The sequence below is a fragment of the cyanobacterium endosymbiont of Rhopalodia gibberula genome, from assembly GCF_003574135.1.
GTDB lineage: Bacteria > Cyanobacteriota > Cyanobacteriia > Cyanobacteriales > Microcystaceae > Rippkaea.
On record NZ_AP018341.1, the window covers coordinates 2421439 to 2441414 of the forward strand.

Consider the following 19976-nt stretch of genomic DNA (forward strand, 5'->3'; position numbering starts at 1 on the left):
CTGTTAAACTTTCTTGCCTTAAACCTAAATTTTGTCCAAAAATAAGCGAATACTGTCCTATTAATGAGGTGGCTTTCCAATTTTCTGAGTATCCCCTAAAGGATTGTATCAGTCATAAGAGTGTATTTTTTAATAAATGCACTAAAATCAAAAACCATTGCATTAAAGCTTCTCTATTTTCCGACCTATCTCATAGTTTAAAGTGGAGGGATTGCAGCAGTGATTCGTGAGAAATTACTTGAAGAATATGTTTGTCTTGTTAATAAGTATTATCCCCATATTTCCTACTTATTGAGTGGTTGTTATCTAACTGTTGTTGATAGTTGGGCGGAAAGACAAGAGAAATTTTATCATTATCTTGCCATCTATTATTCTGCAAGAACAGGAAAGAATATTCTTTCATATCGAAAGGAGTTGAAAGAACTTGCTGAAAATTTAGGATTGGTTGAAGTTGTTTGTCTAAATGCAACAAGAATTGTGAGGGACCCCATGTCTAATCTTAAAAAGAAGAACCCTAGACTCTGGTTAGAATTGTATTGGATTGCTACTAATTATTGAGCCTCAGAATAGACTAGACTAAATCACTCTATATAGCATTATAGTATTAAGGTGAATTGGAATTATGGTTGCTGTTTACTGTTTATTGTTAATTGTCGGAATCACTGCTAGTTGGATTAGGTTAAAAGGTCAAGACGAAATTCATAAACTAGCAGCGATTATGGCAGGAAGTTTAGCTATATTTTTATTGTTCATGATGACTTCAGCTATTCTTAAATTGATGCTAAGTATTTGGATTATTTGGTTTTTTAAACCTGGTCAAATAGTAGAAGAATAATTCTAGTTAAATTAGAGATAAAATATCAATGAAATTAACTAACTAAAGTATATTAATCAGTCTTACTAATATAGTGATGCTATAAGTTGAGTGGGTAATGCCCACTTTTTTTTATTTAATTTTTAAATTGGCATAAATTTTATGTCCGATTATTATCCCAATATCTATAAAAATAAATTTTATTTAGCTATGATTTTCTCTTTAAAAGAGATTGGTATTGTGTATCTCAATTGACTGTTTATAAAACAAAAATTAACTATCCTGAGAATAGGCTTCAGTTAAATATAGAAAATGACGTGCAATCACTGTCGGGATTCTTGCCAAATATCCCCAGGTAAATTGACAGCTATCTGGGATCGTTTTTGGACAAGAAATCAGTTCAAGAAATCCTCTGACCCCTTAATTGCTCCTCGAGCTACTATTGCTTTAGTCGGTTCTCCTAATGTTGGAAAAAGTCTTCTATTTAACCTGTTGACAGGTAGTTACACAACTGTTTCTAACTATCCTGGGACGACCGTTGATATTTCCCAAGGTCAGGCAATTATTGCTGGACAGACAGTGTCTATCATTGATACTCCTGGGATGTATTCTTTGATTCCCATGACAGAAGAAGAACAGTGTTCTCGGGATTTTTTATTGACAGAATCAATTGATTTAGTTATTCATGTTATTGATGCTAAACATCTTAGTCGAATGTTAGCTTTGACATTTCAACTTATGGAAATACAACTTCCAGTTTTATTAGCAGTTAATATGCTTGATGAAGCTGAAAAGTTGGGAATTTGGGTCAATGAAAAACAATTAGAAGCCTCTCTTGGTATTCCCGTTGTCACTCTATCAGCCTACCAGAAAAGAGGCATTGAAACGTTAAAGTCCAAGGTCGGTAATTATGTCACCACTCCTGCGCTATCCTACAGCTATTGAAGAAGGGCTGACAAGAATTGAGTCCCTGCTGACACAAGACCATCAAGGATCTTCTAATTCGTGTAAATATCCGATTGCGAAGCGCAGTTTAGCCCTATTACTTATTCAAGGAGATCCCGTTTTTTGGGAAAAGGCTAAAAAACTAGAGCCCCATTTTCCAGAAATTCAAACTGTTATTGATTATGTTAAGTCTCAGTTTAGTGATCCTTTGGTGTTAGTAGTTGCAAAAAGTCGCCATCAATTATCCAGAAAAATAGCGGAATCATCGGTGGTTAATATAAGAAAAAAATCCCAAGAAAGTGAGGAATTTTTTCATCAGCTGACTGTGAATCCCATTACTGGCTTTCCCCTAGCAATAATCATTCTTTATCTTGGAATATATCAGTTTATTGGCAACTTTGGCGTAGGAGTATTGGTCAGTAATCTCGAAGTTTTTTTTACTAAAACTATTAACCCTCTGGTTAATCAGATAACTGCAACTCTTTTACCCTGGACAATTTTGCAGAATTTGATTGCTAATGAGCATGGCATCATTACCTTGGGATTAAGATATGTTATCGCTATTATTTTCCCTATTGTTACTACTTTCTTTTTGATGTTTTCTCTATTGGAAGATAGTGGCTACCTACCTCGACTTTCTCTATTAGCTGATCGCTTGTTGAAAGCTTTAGGTTTATCAGGACGTTCCATTACTCCTCTAGTTTTAGGATTAGGATGTGGAACGATGGCCACTATGGTTACTCGTACCTTAGAAAGTAAACGAGAAAGAGTGATTGCTACCCTATTATTAGCCTTAGTTGTTCCCTGTTCGCCTCAATTAGGAGTCATTTTAGGATTACTATCTCAAAGTCCTACTGCTCTAATTGTTTGGGTGGGAACGATTAGTTTGATCTTTGTTATTGTAGGATTATTGACCGCCAAAATATTACCTGGTGATAGTGCCTGTTTTTATTTAGAAATTCCCCCATTAAGGATGCCTAGAGTTCAGTATGTTTTGAGTAAAACTTATGGAAGAACTCTATGGTATTTAAAAGAAATTATTCACATATTTATTTTAGTATCAGTATTAATTTGGCTAGGAAAACTATCTGGACTTTTTGAAATATTGCTCAAGGGGTTAGAACCAATTATGATTTGGTTAGGACTTCCTCCCGCAACCTCCGCCATTTTTCTCTATGGATTTTTTCGTCGAGACTATGGAGCGGCAGCTATGTTTGACCTTCATCGTTCAGGTATTTTGATTGGTCGTCAATTAATCGTAGCGGCAGTTACCTTAACTTTATTTATTCCCTGTTTAACTCAGTTCAAATTAATTTTGAAACAGCACGGGCTCAAAATCACTTTAGCCATGACAAGTTTTGTTATTGTACTTGCCTTTTTAATGGGGTATTTGCTCAATCAACTCTTATCCATTCTGGAGGTCACGTTCTAAAATGTTTGCCCAAAGTTTCACCGTTGAGTCTTTAGCTCTGAATCTTCTCAAAGAGAAGGATACAGGGATTATTACTCAAGTTAGAAAAAATGATGAGAATCTCTTGCGAAAACTGATCGCTATGGGTATTATGCCTGGACTTAGAATTACCTTGGAACAACGGTTTCCTTCATATGTTATTAAAGTTGGAGAAATGCGAATTGCCATTGATCGTACCTTAGCCCGTGCCATTTATGTAAGACGAACTCGGTAGAAGACGGTTAAGCAACTTCATTCATTATGAGTTGAGAAATGCCCAACTACAGGTAAAAAGTCAAAAGAAAAAGACAAAAATCATGATGCATCTTGACCTCTCCCCAGTATGGATTTCCTTAAAAACAGCCTTAACAGCAACACTAATTGCCTCTTTTTGCGGTGTGATTGCAGCCCGTTGGATGTTCAAATATCGGGGAGTAGGTAAAGGTTTAATTGATGGGTTATTAACTGCTCCTTTGGTACTGCCACCGACGGTAATGGGGTTTGTTTTATTACTCTTATTAGGCAAACAAGGGCCGATTGGACGGTTGTTAGCTCTATTGAATATCAGTGTCATTTTTACCTGGTATGCTACTGTTATTGCCTCAGTTGTTGTTGCCTTTCCATTAATGTATAGAACCATGTTAGGGTCCTTCAGACAAATTGATACTAATTTGTTAGCTAGTGCTAGAACTTTGAGAGCATCGGAAGGGCGAGTTTTCTGGCAAATCTTGCTACCCCTAGCGAAACCTGGTCTTATTGCTGGAATTTTGTTGTCTTTTACCAGAGCGTTGGGAGAATTTGGGGCAACTTTAATGTTGGCTGGTAGTATTCCAGGGAAAACCCAGACAATTCCTATTGCCATCTTTTTTGCTGCCGAAAGTGGAGCAATGGATCAAGCATTGGCTTGGGTTGGAATTATCTTAGTGTTGTCCCTTAGCATTATGAGCATTGTTAATTATTGGTCTGATTGGCAGCCCAAACGAAAAAGTAAAGAAGCAACCTCTTTAAAACAATCCAATTTGTTAAGAGAAAACCTCGATCCTCATGCGTTAGGTTTAACTTGGGACACTACTGATTACCCGGTTCCAAAAGCGAAAATTGAGCTAATTGTTGACATTCAGAAGCAATTACCTGGATTTTTGTTAGATGTGTCTTTTCATACCGATGGACTTCCCTTGGGTTTATTAGGGGCTTCTGGGGCAGGAAAAAGCATGATTTTACGCTGTATAACAGGGTTAGAAACTCCTGATCGTGGACGTATTATCCTGAATGGCCGGGTTTTATTTGATTCTCGTCAGGGGGTTAATATACCCATTCATGAACGTCGCGTGGGTTATCTGTTCCAAAATTATGCCTTGTTTCCCCACCTCACAGTTGCTCAGAATATTGCTTTTGGTTTACCTAAAGGCCTCTCGGCAAGTGCCACTCGCGCTAGGATTAAAAGGCATTTGAGCAGTGTTCAATTGGATGCCTTAGGCAGTCGCTATCCAGCAGAACTTTCAGGAGGACAACAACAAAGAATTGCTCTAGCCCGTGCATTAGCCAGCGAACCGGAAATATTGTTACTTGATGAACCATTTTCTGCTCTGGACACCTACTTACGAGATCAACTCGAAAAACTCCTCAGGACTAGTTTAATTCGTTATCCAGGTGTTACTTTATTTGTCACTCATAACCTAGAGGAAGCATATCGAGTTTGTCCTAATCTTTTGATTCTCGAAGAAGGAAAAATTATTGCTCAAGGACCCAAACAAGCGATTTTCGAACATCCCCAAAGCTTCAGGGTGGCTCAATTGACTGGCTGTAAAAATTTCTCCCGTGTCAGACAAGTTGCCAAACGCAAAATTACGGCCATTGATTGGGGATGCACCCTCGAGGTATTTGATCACATTGCCCCTAATTTAGTACATGTCGGGATTCGTGCCCATCAACTGACTTTTCCCGATATTGAAAGATTTTCTACTCTTCACGACACTAATATTTTTCCCTGTTGGTTAACTACTATTAGTGAAACCCAACATCGGATGACTCTTTATTTAAAGCTGAATTGCGCTCCTACCAGTCCCTACGATTACCACTTACAGGTGGAGGTGTTGAAGGATAAATGGCAGCAACTTAAAGATCGCCCTTTTCCTTGGCGGGTTCAGCTTCATCCGCAGCGTCTGCTGCTATTACAGAATTCAAGTGGATATCATACCCTTGAATACTCGCCTAGTGAACCTTTAAGGTTAACTAGCGAGGATCACTCAAAGCCAAAATCATCTTAAAAAGGAGAACACACATGGCAACTGCAACTGCTTTAACTTTTGGTGGACTCGAATGGATTCCCCAATTTGTTGACTCTATCAACAAAGATACTTGTCTAGGTTGTGGACGTTGTTTCAAAGTCTGTGGTCAGAAAGTATTAGCCTTAATGGGGGTTAATGAAGACGGAGAATTCGTTGACGAAGATGAAGATGAGGACGATATCGAACGTCAAGTTATGACAATTGCTAATAAGGAAAATTGCATTGGTTGTGAAGCTTGCGCTCGTATCTGTCCTAAAAATTGCTACACTCATGCTCCTGCCTAGGACAGTTTTTTGTTTGGTTGCGCCTAGGGCGCAACCCTAACTTTTATATGAAATTAGTTTATTTTTTCAATAGGAAGCTCCACACATTCCTTATTTAAGAAGGCAGGAAAATATATAAAATCATACATTTCATTCAAAGATTTTTGCACTATAGTAGCATCGACCCGAGATACTGAAAAATTAAGTTCTTGATTTAGGAGTTGTGGTGCAAATTTTTAGATAATGAGGAAAAATAATTACCAGGTTCATTTTTAATAAAGTAGAAATCAGCATATTACGATTTTTATATAGATTTACATTATCGTTTTTTTACTACTTTTAATTGTTCACGATAACAGAGTAAATAGCATGTTAGTAAAAATACTTATATTACTCAATGTATCTGATAAAAATTTAAATCTGGTGTGTTGTGACAAAATAACTCCAACTTAAAAGTACTCAAAACTGAAGTCAGTGAACTAATTAATCGAGTATTTACGATATGTCTTGAGAATAGAAATTCTATAGATAAATTTTTCTAATAAGCAATATCTAGAAAAAAACAAATTCTTGATAATTCTGTCATCTCAACCATTATTACTACGACTTATAAGCGTCAATAATTTATATCAGGTTTACTGGGAATAAATATTAATTTATTAATTAACAACTATCACCCCTAATAGAAGACTTTATTGAAATTACCATCTAATTCTGTATTTTCTATTTCCTTAGCAAGTTCCGTTTTTAATACAATAGAATTGTATATATTTTTTACAAATAAAATTTAATCAATTTAATCGCATGAATACCTCCTCTTTATAGATTTTTGTAAAAGGCTATTTGCTAATAAAACATTAAGTAACGTGAGTTTAATAGAAACTTATAGGAAAAAAGAGAAACAGCAGTCTAATACTAGAAGTGACATTTATTGATTTAGGTCCGTTGCTATTGATATTAAATATCATCTCTATTTTACAAAAAAAATTTTGTTGTCTAGATCGTTCGCATCAAAGATTTGAACAGTAATTTTTTCTCGATTAATCGTGTTTTTTTTAAAAAATACTGTTCTTGTTTGAAAACAGGTAAATTTATGATCATCATAATTGCTTTTTGCTGGTCGAGATATAAAGCCTTTAAAAAATTTGGTGTATTATAGATTCTTTCTCATTAGAAAACAGTATTTCTTAGTCTAGTCAACTATAATTGTTTTATGGAGCTTATATCCTAGGAAATGATGTTACTGTACTGTTTTTTACAGACTTGCAAAGAAGAAATTACAGGGATTTGTTTTGCTAACGCTACTCTGACAAGAGTCATTAGAGTCATTCATCATACTTACAGTATAAAACACCGAGTTTTTAAAAAATTAGTTAGATGACTTCAAAATTTTTTAAGTTGACATTAAAGATTCAAACTAAATGCTATTAAGCAGCTTAAAATAAATAATAAAAAAATAGATTGTTTTATATCTATATATTTAAGTAGTTAAAATTAAGTTTACGTTGCTTTAATTGATATTTTTTAGAAAATTTTTTCTAAAAAACTTTATTCAACTGCCTGAGTTAAATCATATTTACTTCAAAGATTATCCTAGCAATTTAATTATTTTTTATTTTACTTTAAATTATTCTCTTGTTATTTAGTTTACCTCCAGGCTATATGTTTATATAACATATAGATATATTTTTTGCATTACTACTATTTTAGTTTAGTTTTAACTAAATTACTTACATACACTAAGTTATTATTAATAATAATTGCTATATTTATTTCTTTATTTCTGTATTTTTTAGCTTTATATCGTGAATCTTTATTTATGATTTTTTAGTTTTTTAGTTCTTTTTTAAAAGATATATATGAATTCTTATCTTCACTTCTTTTTCTCTTAAAAAGAATATATAAAGGATTCTCTACAATAATTAATTTTACTTTTTACTATTTTTCAATACTCATAATTTTTTTTATTCTACTTCCATTTTTCAGAAAAACTCACAATTCTTATATTTATAAGATTATTTATCTAGGAATCATTCTTCTAATTAAATTTTATGAGAGTTTCACTTAGTGATTGCAATTTTAGAGAAAAGAATGACTCAATTCTCTCTATTTAGCTAGAAAAGTAACTTAAAAATATAACTAACCATTTTAAATCATTTTTTTGTAAAAAACTAAAAATATTTTTGCCTAGTAATTAGTTGATTTACCTACTAGTATTTTTCACTACTATTGGTTTTTTAACTTATTAATTTTTATTGATAAATTTATTACTTAATAATATTGGATATATAATTATGACTAATTTTAAAATTATTTATATTTAACTAAATCTCTATTTTTTTATAAAATAGTTTTTTTATATGATTTAATTTAGACTTTAAGGTCTAGCTTATTCACTAATAATAAGACGTTATAAAAAAGAAAAATCAGTGAGATTAAATACAGTAGTTTTTTCTCATAATTATATTCTAAGTTAAATTCTTAATTTAGAATATAATTATTATTTTTAATTTATTTTTTTCTGTAAACCTGAGTTATCATACTTTATGATATAATTTATTTTCAATAATCTAAACATTAGAAATAAATTATTATTTTTTTAGCGTCATTATAAATTTTTACTGCATATAAAATAACTCTTTAAAAGAGCCTACTATTTGTTAGTAACACATTTTGATATACTTGTATATATATTAGATTAATTTGTTTTTAAATATTTTTTAACTGAGGTTAAATCCATCGCCTTATAAATGTATTTTTATAGCTAAAATATTACAGTCTTAATGAGTCTTTTTGTATTATTTTATAGTTAACTATATTTTTATATTTATGATATATCTTCAGTTAAGATCTGAATGAATTATAACAAAAGATAAACACCGCATGTATAACCCTGTCTTATATTGTGTATATTGTATCTAACTCTTTACTTTTATCTAGTAAATCATTCAACTCTGACGGCAAAATATAAATAGTTAACTCTTTAAGAAAATTGTATATTTTAATATCTTATGCACTTTCTTAAAAAGACGAGTATAATTTAACTATATTCCCTGTATTTTATTTATTTTAACTATAAATATCCGTACTAATTTCTTAAAAATTAGTACGGATATTCTATCTAAAGTAGAGAACTAAGACTCCTATTTTCTATATAATTAGGATTACTGAAATCTTGTTATTGAAAAGTTTTTGTGTGTCAAGATAGGATGACACGTCTTACCTTAATTTTAAGATGCACGTTGTAAACAGTCTCAAAATTGGACATGCCAACACTTATTTTAGGTACAAATGCTAAAATTATAATAAAATTTCAGGATGCATTATGGCAGCAAGTCAAGATCAACTATCCTGGTACGACGTATCGGAAGATGTAAAAACTTTATTAATTTTAGCCTCTAACAATTGGGAAAATACAATATTAGCAGAACAATATGTACATGAAGCCATAAGTAAAGCCAAAAATAATCTTGATGTTTTAATAGGAGCTTATCGTTTCTTTTTTTATAAAAAGAAACCTGAAATTGCTCTCAAGATTGCAAAGAAAATCTTAAAAATTATCCGAGAGACAGAAAATCTTCCGCTACAATGGGAGCAACTAAAGCCTATATTAGTAACTCGTCAGTCTGATTCATCTATCCGACTGTATCTGAATGCCTATGCAGCGCAAGGGTTTATTTTAGCTAAACTTGGGCAACTCGAAGAGGCTAAACTAATAACTAAAAGGGTGAAAGAAATTGATAAAAATCGAGAATCTTGTGCTACAACGGTGTTTGAAGTTTTAACAAAATCCCCTGATAAAGACGACGATTAAGTAAGTTAAGTCTAACTCAGGATATTTACCTAAGGAGAACTATTCCCATGACAGAATCTCGTCAACAGCAATATTTTCAACTAATTCAGGATTTAGTCGGTTGTCCTAATGGACAAGAGCCGGAGGTGTTAGATGCTAACAAGAGTTTAATTGATGCAGATTTTGTTCAAACCCTAATGGAAGTTGCCACTGCACAAGCTCATCAAGGAAATCAAGATGGAGCCAAATTTCTAATCTTTCTTGCTCGTCAGTTATCTAAAGAATTAGGATTATATCCTGAAATTGTGACTGGAAGTTAGACATTTAAAGTTACACATCTTTTTAAGAAGTAAGTTGTTCAGAAAATTGGCAGTTTTCTGAACAACTTACTTCTTAGCCGGGCAGTAAGGTAACTTTTCTATCTTGATTTATTTTTCAAAAAAGTTAATTTAATCTAAAATCTATTTTGATCAATTCTTGACCTTAAACGATTCTAGAAAATTGGACAGAGAAGATATTTGGACAAAAAATTAGTTCACACCTACAATGGAGAAAATGATCGTACTAAGTTAATTAGTGATCAGTTACAATAAACAAGTATTTTTATATTAATTAGCTAATTTCAATACTGCTATATACCCAGTCTCAGTCTTTCTCAAAAGATAGTTAAAAGTTAATTTCTTAATCAGTGTTTTTTATAAGTAAACTGGTAATCTTATTTTTGCTATAATCCCTACAATTACTTCTTTGTTTAAGAGAACTAACACTAAATAAGAACTTTATTATCATTGAATAATACTAAATTTAGTAGTAACAATTCACTTATAATAAAAAAAATATGTAGAATAAAGAAGATAATATAGACTTTTAATAATATCTCATAAGTAGTATTTTTGCCAGAAAAATATTTTTTAAAAAAATAGAATAAATTAGTAAAATAGTGGGTTAAAAATTAGTTGTTTAATAATTAAAATAAAATAATTTAAAGAGAATATAAAAAAATTTTTATAAACTGATAAATAACGTTAAAAATCAAAACACAAATTAAAACTAATAGGGAGTTTAGATTAAGTAGTTCATAATCAAAGCAGTAGATAAACCAGCTAATTATTCTTTTATATAAAACTCTAGAATCATAAAATTCTAGAGTTTTATATAAAGTGATTGATTTAGTAACAGACAGTTGTCAATAGAATTAAACATCAAAGAATAAAAGGATAAAAATACGACTTTTGTTTATATAAATTGAATCACTTTTCTAATTTTTTTATACTTTATAAGCCGGTAAATTTTTGATGACTACATAAGCCCTCGTCCATAATTATATTATTAGCACTTCTGTTTCGTTAGTGAGCAAAGCTTCTTTATTTGTCCATTGTTCAAAAGTAAAAGAGGGAAAACCTTCAATGTGTTATCTAAACATTCCCGTCTCGATGTTTGACCTCTGTCTGCGTAAGCTTCCAAGGTGTAAAGTGTTTTTTGGGGATTAACTTTATTTTTTGAACAAAACTACATAAAGTTCTTTAATCTATAATTTTTTACCTAAATTATGAATATTGTTTTTCTTAAGGTAAATATCCAATAGTTAATTTATTATTTTGATAAAATTTTCTAGTTATTTGACTACAATAAAAACTTGTATATATTGAGTATATTTTTTAGATCAATCAAATAATTTCCATTAATAAATGATGCTAAGTATTTCTAAATTTAGAACCTTATTCATTAAACCAAATTGAGAATTTGATCTCATAAAAATGAGTGAAGTAAAGATATCGATCTTAATAGATTTTGATAAGTCTATGATTGATAATCAAACTTTATATCTTTTTTTAAAAAGAGATTTACTATAGTTAATGTTATTAATTTACTGATCATTACCTTTACTAAATAATATCTAAATCTAAGAAAAAATTTTAAGATATCTTCCCCTGATAAGGTTAAAAAATTAACTAGCACTTGTTTTAAACCACAAATTACAGTTATATTAATAGGATTAAAACGTATAGTTGTTTATACTAAAAATATCATATTCAATGATAAAAGCAGTAATAAAAAAGTAATACAATCAAACTTAATAATTAGAAAATAATTGTAATAATCAAGAAATAAAAGATCTTAATCCTAAGTTGAGGGTAATAATATTAGTTTTTAAAACTGTTATCCTAAACCATGTCTGTTTGTCCACTCTAAAAAATAGTTATTTATTTAAATAATGACAGGATTATAGAAGAAATATATAGTTATATTAAAAGTATAATACTAATTATAATAAAATTTGAGCTACTTAATCTATATTGCTTATACTGCCCTTAATGATAATTGATAAAGATTTAGGTATTTCCTCTACATTAAGTTATAAACTAAGCTACTATCAACTGTTTTTTCTTCTTTTCTATAGGAGCAGTTAAAGCCTCTTCTAAATCAGCTTTCCCTAACTTTTTTTCTAAAATTTTCATAACTTCCTGTCCAAAGTTATTAGGATTTTCTTTCCATGCTTGCAGACAAACTTCTCCAAAAAATGATCCCAAGGGTTCAGGATTCCAAAGTAACTTTTTGGCTGTCCAAGGCATTAAACTCATGGGATTATACCCAGGTTTAAGAATTTTATTTTCCAAAGCATATTCTTCGAGATGAGTATGGGGTTGTAACCCAATAAAGAAAATAGCAGGTTCTACTTTATCAACTCCAAAAATATTTTCTAATTCTCGATGATAAGCAATAGTTTGCCGGATGGTATCGAAGGTTTCATCAATTACATTGAAAGAATAATTGACTGATACCATATCATTAAATCCTGCCCTTTTAAGATCACGACAATTTTGTAAAACTGTCCGTAACTTATAGCCCATTCGCATCTTACGAACTAATTCTTGTGAGCCACTAGTGATGCCAATTTCAAAATAATTCATCCCCGTTCTAGCCATCAAATTGCACAAATTTGGAGTTAAATTATCCGCCCGAATATAAGCTGCCCAATGAATATCCGTCATCTCAGAATCAAGAATTTTTTGTAATAATTCTTCGGTATTTTTAATGAATTTACGGGCGGGAATAAACTGGGCGTCAGTAAACCAAAAATTACGAATTCCTCTATCATAAAGTTGGCGCATTTCTTTGACAACTTCATCAGCAGAGTTGATCCTAACTTGTTTTCCTTCTACTACTGTATAAACACAATAGCAACAGTTATGGGGACAACCTCGCTTAGTTTGTACTCCGATGTAAAAGTCATTTTCTTGAAAATAATAGTCAAATTCTTGCCAAATACTCTGAATATATTTGTAATTACAAGCCGTTTTTTCAATAGGTGTTGGGGGTTCATGAATTAATTTTTCGCGAAGATCATTCTCTCCCACAACATAACAACGCTCCTCCGAAAAATCTTTCCCTTGCAACAGTTTTTGAAGCAAAGTTTCTCCTTCACCCACCGAAACAATAGTCCCTTTGGGAAGATCGGATTTTAACTGCTCGTAAAACACACTTATTGCACCACCTCCTACAACCAGACGTGCTTTTGGATTATATTGTTTTGCCCGTTTAAGTCCACGCCGAATTAGCCCTATATTTCGCCATATTTCACCGTAGTAAGCTATAGTAACTTTTAAGCCACCTAATGCTCCTCTTAAACGAATTAGAGGATTTTTAGCGTAATAAAACTCAAAAGCATTTTGTAGGGGATTGCCTCCTCTACCACCAACAGGTGCATAAATTTGGATATCTCGCCAAGAAAAGACTAACAAAGTTGGTTTAAACTCATCGATACAATTATCTAAAGTTTCTCTGAATTCTAATGGTGGAATTGTTCCAAAATCAAGAATTTTTTGCTTAATTTCAGGGAAAAGTTTATGAACGTGATCAGATAAATAAACAACGCCAATAGGAAAAATAGGATTACAGGGGAGACGAACATAGAGAATACGCTGTGTCATTGTAAAATCCGTCTTAAACATTAGTTTAGCAGAGCTAGTCACTTGCAAATGGGGGATTAAGAACAGTTCAGGCTAGGCAACAATAGACGGTATCAGGATTACTTTAGTATCTAATGAACTTTTTAAGGGTGATAATTACTTTGTAACATATCTTTAACCCTAACGAAATTATGAGCAGATAGCAAGGGTGAATTTAAATTTAAAAATAGAGAGTATAAATTTAACTCAGCTAGTCCTAAACAAAATATTTCTTTAAATTAACAAAAATAAAGGATTTTAACGAATAATTCAACAAAATTTAAAGAAAATTTTGTTGAATTTGGAAGTATATTACTTTTTTAATATGTCCTGATTTTAGGATATAAATATTGAATGTAATATTAATTACAGCCGGTCGAGATCGATGAATGTTAGGGTATAGAGGAGGTAATAAATCGGACTTCAACATTGCCTTACTTACCATTATTATGGACCAGATCCTCGATTCCCTTCCAACCGAACAAAGGAAAATTATCCTTTGTTGCTATGTAAACGCGACAAGTCGAATTCAAGTTGTTCGGATTACAAATATTCCGAATTGGCATTTTGAGAGAGTTATCTTTTCTGGACAACAGCTGATGTTTAAAGCTATGCCTCAAGCATTATTAGAAATTCATACTGGAATGATGGCAAGTGCCATTCTCTCAGATACCATTCTTTGTGAACGTTTAAGTGTAAATAAAGAGAATAATAAAAAAATCGACAAGAAACATATTGTTGTTTATGTTCCGACTGTTAGTAACATTACGATAGAAGCAAATGAAAATTATACTCAAAATATATCTTCCTCTTCAAGAATTACTTTAATTTAAAAACCTAGATTGTGAAATCTATGGGCTGTCTAGAAAGATAACTTGTTCTTATTAAGAAATTTATTTTTTTTCTTTAACTTTATAAAAATATGACTTGGTTCATATATTTATCCTTGAAAAGTTCCACTATTTTAGGGATTTTTATAAAATGAATTTTTTATTCTTATCAAAAAAATGTCTTTGTCCTTTGCAGTTAAAATCATTGCATTATACTATTGGCACATCGATAGGATTATGGTGAGTCTAGTACTATTGTCACTAAGTATTAGTTTGGTAAAACCTTTCTTTATTAAAGAAATTTAGGTTATTTATTGTATTGAGTTACTAAAATTTTTGTTGTTATATTAGTCTTTATTTCTGCTATTAGTGCTACGCAAATAGAGTAAAAACAACCTTGAATGTGATCGTTATACGGTTTTAGTAACGAGAAGTCTTATAAGTTTCTTCTCCACTTCTTGTATCTATTTGATAGAGAACATTAGTTTTGATGATATAAAAAGTTAAATTTTTTACAAATTACCCTTCTGATTGTTAGATAAACTGAACAAAACAGAAGGGGATTAACAATCTGTTAATGAGACTTTAATAAGCGTCTTGTAACTCGTAAAAGTCTGGGGAAACGTAATCTTTTCGTAATGGCCAACCTACCCAATCTTCAGGCATTAAAATTCGTTTTAGATCAGGATGTCCTTCATAAATAATGCCATACATATCATAACTCTCTCGTTCCTGCCAATCTGAGGCTTTCCAGATCCAGTAAACTGAAGGAACACGAGGATTATCCCTAGGTAAGAAAACCTTAATCCGAATCTCTTCAGGGCGATCACTATTATCAGCAACCTTAATGAGATGATAGAAACTTACTAACTCTCTTCCTGGTCCTAAATCAAACGCTCCTTGACATTGAAGATAATTAAACCCGTAGGCATAGAGCGCAGTAGCCAGAGGAATCAAGAATTTTGATTCCACCTTGATCAATTCTACACCTAGATGATCTGGCTCAAGGGCTTCATGCTCAAAGCCATTTTCCATTAACCAACTGGAAACTGGACCAGTTTTAACAACAGCTGTTTCTTCAGATTCAGGGGTATTATCTGGCTTATCTTCTTCAACCACGTTCAATTTCCTCCTTTTGTTTCTGGGATGCTAAAGCGGGGGGAATAGGCATACCGATCGCATCAGTTAATTCTTTGGGGGGAGCCTGACGATTCTCAGTTTGTAGATATTTACCCGTTAGAATTGGGTCGACCGCTTTCATATTGTGGGTTGTACTATAGTAGCGGTGAGTTTGCTCCATTAGAGTCGCTCGTTCTTGAATAGTTTCGTTTGAGATTTTTTTACGAAGTTTGATGATTGCATCAAAAATCGCTTCCGGACGAGGAGGACAGCCGGGAATGTATACATCTACAGGAATTAACTTATCAACTCCTCTCACGGCTGTCGTGGAATCACTGCTGAACATTCCTCCTGTAATGGTACAAGCACCCATAGCAATCACATATTTGGGATCAGGCATTTCTTCATAGAGACGCACTAATGCCGGAGCCATTTTCATCGTGATAGTTCCAGCGGTAATAATTAAATCTGCTTGTCTAGGACTAGAACGGGGAACTAGACCAAAACGATCAAAATCGAAGCGAGAGCCAATTAAAGCAGCAAATTCGATAAAACAGCAGGCTGTTCCGTATAATAGTGGCCAAAGACTTGATAAACGCGCCCAGTTATGGAGATCATCTACAGTAGTAAGGATGACATTTTCTGAGAGGTCTTGAGTCACTTGACTGCGAGCAATAGGGTTGAGAATTTTTTCTTTTTGTTGCTGCTCAATAGCAGCTAAATCGAGGGTAGTATTAGGACTCATGGTTTGATAATTATCAATGAACAATGAACAATTCTCAATTGATCGCTGATGCTAGGACCATTCGAGTGCGCCTTTGCGCCAGGCATAAACGAGGGCGATTACTAAAATCGCAATAAAAATCAGGGCTTCCACAAAAGCTAACAGTCCCAATTGACTAAACGCTACTGCCCAGGGGTACAAAAAAACGGTTTCTACGTCGAATACGACAAACACCAACGCAAACATATAATAGCGAATGTTGAATTGAATCCAAGCACCACCGATAGGCTCCATTCCCGACTCATAGGTCGTAACTCTTTCGGGTCCTCCTCCACTAGGACGCAAAAGTTTTGAGGCGGTAAGGGCAAGAATGGGGACTAAACTAGATGCCAGTAAAAATCCGAGTAAATATTCGTAGCCATTGAGGACAAACACTGTTTTTTGGTAACTCCTCTCAATACAAAACAAAATCTGCTAAGGTTAACCAACTTTCATTATAAGGGCAATATTGGGATAGGTTTTCTAAAGTATGGTTAAAAAAAAGGTAAATTGATAGTAATCTCTTTAGGAAACTAAGGAGTTAAATAGCGTTCTTTAACTTTATCTAACCAATTTTCTGTCATTTCAACAGCAATTGAAATCAAAGTCCGTTTTTACTGTCCTTAGAGTCCTTCCATTACTTATTTTAGAAATGGATATGGAGATTAGTTAGGATTCAAGGAGGAATTAAGCAGACAGTTGTCTAAATTCATTAGAATTATCTTGCATCATTATTAATCCTCAAATTTAAGCTAATATTTAAGTTTTATTCTTCTTGGATTTCTTTTGAATTCTTTGCTGGAGACACTATCTCAAGGGAATTATTGAATTGTTTAGCTGATGTTGTAGCGGGAGACATAAGAAAAACTCTAGAGACAGGTTTTCCAGAGAAAAAACTTTTCTCTTGATTAGGGACATCTGAATTAGCTAAACGCCTTTGCACATCTATGTGATGTTCTAACTGTGCTGTTACTGATTCCATTAGTTGAGCAGTGTAGAGTTGTTGTTCAAATTGATTAGTAAAAGAAACCAAGTTACTCAATCCATTCATTAACTTACGCACATTATTTCTAAAGGTAGGATCTCCGGTCAGTTCTTCTACATCTGAGGTAATTTTTTGGGCATTTTCAAAAGTAACTCTTGCTGAATCCAGGGTTTTTTGAACAGTTAAAATGACTTGAGGATCACTAATCGATTTTGAAACATCCCGTAAATTTTCTGACATTTCAGCTGCATTAGCCATTAAAAATTCTAAATCTCTGGCAATTTGTTGGGTGTCTATTGAATCGAGTCCTTGGTTCACTTGATTAACGGCTTTTCCTAGATCAATGGCAACGGTTCGCACTTGGTCACTAGTTTTTCCCAAACTATTTAACGTGTTAATAACATTTTCCCTACTTTCTACCACTAATCCATCTAGATTAGCCACTAAGTTTGCCGTATTATTAATCACTCGATTGAGATCATTACGGTTTTCAGAAACTATTGTATTAACATTACGCATTAATTGAGAGGCATCCCCAGCCGCCTGATTAATCTTTCCAATGGCCTCAGAAGTGCCTCCAACTTCTTGACGGGCAGTTTTGGAAAAAAGACTTATTTCATCAGTTACCTTAGCCACTTTGCTCCCAGCAAGAGAAACACTAGCAAAAGCATCACTGAGATTTTTGACAAATTTGGGATCACTATAAGCATTACTAAGTTTAGTTAACGCCTCTACTAATTGAGAACCGGTTTCTCCTGTAATTTCATCGCTGTCACAAATAATCAGACTTTTGTCGGGACATTCAGCACTGGTAGGATCAATAGCTAAGGCCTGCTCAGACAAGTTTATCGATGGGGTAATATCGACTGAAGCTTCCCCAATCAATCCATAGCGGTTAATCTGTATTTTAGAATTCTTGGGAATCCGTAAGTCAGTAGAAGAAAGTTCAAGCAATACCTTGACCCCATTGCTTCTAGGCTGAAGTCCAGCAATTTTTCCCACTGCCACCCCTCGATAACGCACAGGAGCCCCAATTTGTAGACTACTTACATCTTTGAAAGTCGCCTGAATTTGATAGCTTTTTTGACCTAAGACCCCCCCGCGTAACCAGATTACCAGTCCTCCAAACAAAACTAGTCCCAAGAGAGCAAATAAGCCCACCGAGCCTTCTTGAATGGTTCGCATTCGTAGCATGGTTTCTCCTCACTTTGTCTAAGAATATGAAGGACAATTACTTAGATATGTTTCATTGAATAAATTTCCTCCTATATAGCTTAATCGATGACTCGAATTGGGCCTTGAACACTAGCACTAAAAAATTGTCGCATCAGAGGGTTATCATTACTATCGATCTCGTCAACCCCGCCTTCCCATTGGATTTTGCCGCCATAGAGGAAAATTACGCGATCAGCAGTCCGACGAATGGTACTATCTTGGTGACTGACCATAACATACGTATCACATCCCCCAGGACTTTTTTGAAGACGGCGTACTAAATCTTCAATAATAGTGGAGGAAATCGGGTCTAATCCTGCCGTTGGTTCATCATAGAGAACAATTTCAGGGTTATCAGCTGGATTATCAGGATCAGCGATCAAAGCCCTAGCAAAACTGACTCGCTTACACATTCCTCCAGAAAGTTGAGAAGGGTAGCGATTAGCTATTCCCTGTAATCCCACCATCGCTAATTTTTCTTCAACCAATTGACGAATTCTTTGACGAGGGAGTTTAGAATGTTCGTAAAGGAAAAATCCTACATTCTCATCAACATTAAGGGAATCGAAAAGAGCTGCTTGCTGGAAGACGAGAGCGATTCTCATGGGTTTGTTGCCATCATCGATTAGCCCCTTGCGTAGTTTTCCTTCGATATAAACTTCCCCAGTATCTATCGGGATCAATCCAGCTATAAGCCTCAAAATTGTCGATTTACCAGTTCCTGACGGTCCAATAATCACAAGTGCTTCCCCTCGATAAATAGTCAAGTCAATTTGATCGAGAATAACTTGATCACCAAAGGTTTTACTTACCCCTTTAAGTTCAATTAATGGTTCTTTTGCCATCGGTTAGACACGATACTACGGTTAAATGACTCACTGACCTGTCGTGGAAAAGACTAGGACGTTGACCTTATTATGACTCACCTCATCATTGACTGCTAGAATCTGTCGTCAATCTATAATTAGGTTTGATTGAGATATGCTAAGTTGACTGTGAATTAATAGGGTTGAACTGGACTGGTTATCTCTGTTGCTTAGACCATTATTGCGTCTTCAAAAGAGCAATCACTACATACTGGACCGCCTAAAAATTAGGCTAATAGAATTAGGATAAAAAGAACTATTAAAGTTCACTAGTAATCTAAAAAAATACTCCAGAACAAGAGCAAAAGCAAAAGAATTATGTTAAAGTACGACAAAATAAAATTTTTTAAAAATTATAGATTAGGTAAAAATATCAGCAAATAAAAAATATCATCAAAAAAAAAATGTATAGCTTATTTAAGCAAAAGAAAGATTGTAATATTTTTCTATATTTCGAAAAATAAGAGGTTTTAAAAAAGCTACTAAATATTCTTAAAAGCTTTAAGAAAACAATAAATAATTGTAATAATAAGCAACTATTTAGTAGTTTAAAAAAAAGATAAATAAAATTAACTCTCAGAAGAATTGGTTAAAATAAAAAAATTATACATATCCTAAAAAAATACAATATAAATATCAATTCTAATTTCTTAGAGATAAAGATAAAAACACAAAACAATTTACGATTTTAATAT

16 protein-coding genes are annotated in these 19976 nt (G+C 33.0%); 10 read left to right on the forward strand and 6 right to left on the reverse strand.

Features of this window, described 5'->3' with window-relative positions; all coding sequences use genetic code 11:
* The first annotated feature begins 219 nt into the window (after nt 1-219).
* From RGRSB_RS07810 to RGRSB_RS07850, 9 genes are all read left to right on the forward strand, one after another.
* Nucleotides 220-558, forward strand: coding sequence for a hypothetical protein (locus tag RGRSB_RS07810; protein WP_119260558.1), 339 nt, complete (start codon nt 220-222; stop codon nt 556-558).
* A gap of 64 nt (nt 559-622) precedes the next feature.
* Nucleotides 623-835, forward strand: a complete 213-nt coding sequence (locus RGRSB_RS07815; RefSeq protein WP_119260559.1) for a hypothetical protein — start codon at nt 623-625, stop codon at nt 833-835.
* A gap of 291 nt (nt 836-1126) precedes the next feature.
* Entirely contained in the window at nt 1127-1759 is a 633-nt protein-coding gene (locus RGRSB_RS07820) for a FeoB small GTPase domain-containing protein (RefSeq protein ID WP_119260560.1), read from the forward strand.
* Nucleotides 1725-3191, forward strand: a complete 1467-nt coding sequence (locus RGRSB_RS07825) for a nucleoside recognition domain-containing protein (protein WP_119260561.1) — start codon at nt 1725-1727, stop codon at nt 3189-3191. Before RGRSB_RS07820 ends, RGRSB_RS07825 begins: the two co-directional genes overlap by 35 nt.
* 1 nt (nt 3192) lies before the next feature.
* Complete coding sequence (locus RGRSB_RS07830) at nt 3193-3444, forward strand: FeoA family protein (RefSeq protein WP_119260562.1); 252 nt, start codon at nt 3193-3195, stop codon at nt 3442-3444.
* Between the two features lie 85 nt (nt 3445-3529).
* Nucleotides 3530-5476, forward strand: coding sequence for a molybdate ABC transporter permease subunit (gene modB / locus RGRSB_RS07835; RefSeq protein WP_119260563.1), 1947 nt, complete (start codon nt 3530-3532; stop codon nt 5474-5476).
* Between the two features lie 14 nt (nt 5477-5490).
* Nucleotides 5491-5781 (forward strand): ferredoxin III, nif-specific, encoded by a 291-nt coding sequence (gene fdxB / locus RGRSB_RS07840; RefSeq protein WP_119260564.1) that lies wholly within the window; start codon nt 5491-5493, stop codon nt 5779-5781.
* A gap of 3304 nt (nt 5782-9085) precedes the next feature.
* On the forward strand, nt 9086-9574 hold the full coding sequence (locus tag RGRSB_RS07845; protein WP_119260565.1) for a hypothetical protein: 489 nt from the start codon (nt 9086-9088) through the stop codon (nt 9572-9574).
* A gap of 47 nt (nt 9575-9621) precedes the next feature.
* Nucleotides 9622-9873, forward strand: a complete 252-nt coding sequence (locus RGRSB_RS07850) for a hypothetical protein (RefSeq protein WP_119260566.1) — start codon at nt 9622-9624, stop codon at nt 9871-9873.
* 2043 nt (nt 9874-11916) lie between these two features.
* Here RGRSB_RS07850 and RGRSB_RS07855 read toward each other — a convergent pair.
* Nucleotides 11917-13485, reverse strand: coding sequence for a photosystem II high light acclimation radical SAM protein (locus RGRSB_RS07855; RefSeq protein WP_119260567.1), 1569 nt, complete (start codon nt 13483-13485; stop codon nt 11917-11919).
* Nucleotides 13486-13952: 467 nt separating this feature from the next.
* On the opposite strand from RGRSB_RS07855, the gene RGRSB_RS07860 reads away from it, so the two are divergent.
* Entirely contained in the window at nt 13953-14336 is a 384-nt protein-coding gene (locus RGRSB_RS07860; RefSeq protein ID WP_119261014.1) for a DUF1830 domain-containing protein, read from the forward strand.
* A 582-nt stretch (nt 14337-14918) separates the two neighbouring features.
* Here the strand turns inward: RGRSB_RS07860 and RGRSB_RS07865 are convergent.
* The 5 genes from RGRSB_RS07865 to RGRSB_RS07885 all read right to left on the reverse strand — a co-directional run bounded on the left by RGRSB_RS07865 (nt 14919) and on the right by RGRSB_RS07885 (nt 19260).
* On the reverse strand, nt 14919-15452 hold the full coding sequence (locus RGRSB_RS07865) for an NAD(P)H-quinone oxidoreductase subunit J (RefSeq protein WP_119260568.1): 534 nt from the start codon (nt 15450-15452) through the stop codon (nt 14919-14921).
* The gene (gene ndhK, locus RGRSB_RS07870) at nt 15445-16197 is read right to left on the reverse strand and encodes a photosynthetic/respiratory NAD(P)H-quinone oxidoreductase subunit K (protein WP_119260569.1); all 753 of its coding nucleotides are present in this window, start codon (nt 16195-16197) and stop codon (nt 15445-15447) included. The genes RGRSB_RS07865 and ndhK overlap by 8 nt, the downstream gene beginning before the upstream one ends.
* 51 nt (nt 16198-16248) lie before the next feature.
* Entirely contained in the window at nt 16249-16611 is a 363-nt protein-coding gene (ndhC, locus tag RGRSB_RS07875; protein WP_119260570.1) for a photosynthetic/respiratory NAD(P)H-quinone oxidoreductase subunit C, read from the reverse strand.
* A gap of 370 nt (nt 16612-16981) precedes the next feature.
* The gene (locus RGRSB_RS07880; RefSeq protein ID WP_119260571.1) at nt 16982-18394 is read right to left on the reverse strand and encodes an MlaD family protein; all 1413 of its coding nucleotides are present in this window, start codon (nt 18392-18394) and stop codon (nt 16982-16984) included.
* A gap of 80 nt (nt 18395-18474) precedes the next feature.
* Entirely contained in the window at nt 18475-19260 is a 786-nt protein-coding gene (locus RGRSB_RS07885; protein WP_119260572.1) for an ABC transporter ATP-binding protein, read from the reverse strand.
* Nucleotides 19261-19976: the final 716 nt, after the last annotated feature.

What these genes read in the sequence shown, in the direction of transcription:
- RGRSB_RS07815 (WP_119260559.1), top strand. Translation starts at nt 623, where the DNA reads ATGGTTGCTGTTTACTGTTTATTGTTAATTGTCGGAATCACTGCTAGT.
- RGRSB_RS07820 (WP_119260560.1), top strand. Translation starts at nt 1,127, where the DNA reads ATGACGTGCAATCACTGTCGGGATTCTTGCCAAATATCCCCAGGTAAA.
- RGRSB_RS07825 (WP_119260561.1), top strand. Translation starts at nt 1,725, where the DNA reads ATGTCACCACTCCTGCGCTATCCTACAGCTATTGAAGAAGGGCTGACA.
- RGRSB_RS07830 (WP_119260562.1), top strand. Translation starts at nt 3,193, where the DNA reads ATGTTTGCCCAAAGTTTCACCGTTGAGTCTTTAGCTCTGAATCTTCTC.
- modB (WP_119260563.1), top strand. Translation starts at nt 3,530, where the DNA reads ATGCATCTTGACCTCTCCCCAGTATGGATTTCCTTAAAAACAGCCTTA.
- fdxB (WP_119260564.1), top strand. Translation starts at nt 5,491, where the DNA reads ATGGCAACTGCAACTGCTTTAACTTTTGGTGGACTCGAATGGATTCCC.
- RGRSB_RS07845 (WP_119260565.1), top strand. Translation starts at nt 9,086, where the DNA reads ATGGCAGCAAGTCAAGATCAACTATCCTGGTACGACGTATCGGAAGAT.
- RGRSB_RS07850 (WP_119260566.1), top strand. Translation starts at nt 9,622, where the DNA reads ATGACAGAATCTCGTCAACAGCAATATTTTCAACTAATTCAGGATTTA.
- RGRSB_RS07855 (WP_119260567.1), bottom strand. Translation starts at nt 13,485, where the DNA reads ATGACACAGCGTATTCTCTATGTTCGTCTCCCCTGTAATCCTATTTTT.
- RGRSB_RS07860 (WP_119261014.1), top strand. Translation starts at nt 13,953, where the DNA reads ATGGACCAGATCCTCGATTCCCTTCCAACCGAACAAAGGAAAATTATC.
- ndhK (WP_119260569.1), bottom strand. Translation starts at nt 16,197, where the DNA reads ATGAGTCCTAATACTACCCTCGATTTAGCTGCTATTGAGCAGCAACAA.
- RGRSB_RS07880 (WP_119260571.1), bottom strand. Translation starts at nt 18,394, where the DNA reads ATGCTACGAATGCGAACCATTCAAGAAGGCTCGGTGGGCTTATTTGCT.
- RGRSB_RS07885 (WP_119260572.1), bottom strand. Translation starts at nt 19,260, where the DNA reads ATGGCAAAAGAACCATTAATTGAACTTAAAGGGGTAAGTAAAACCTTT.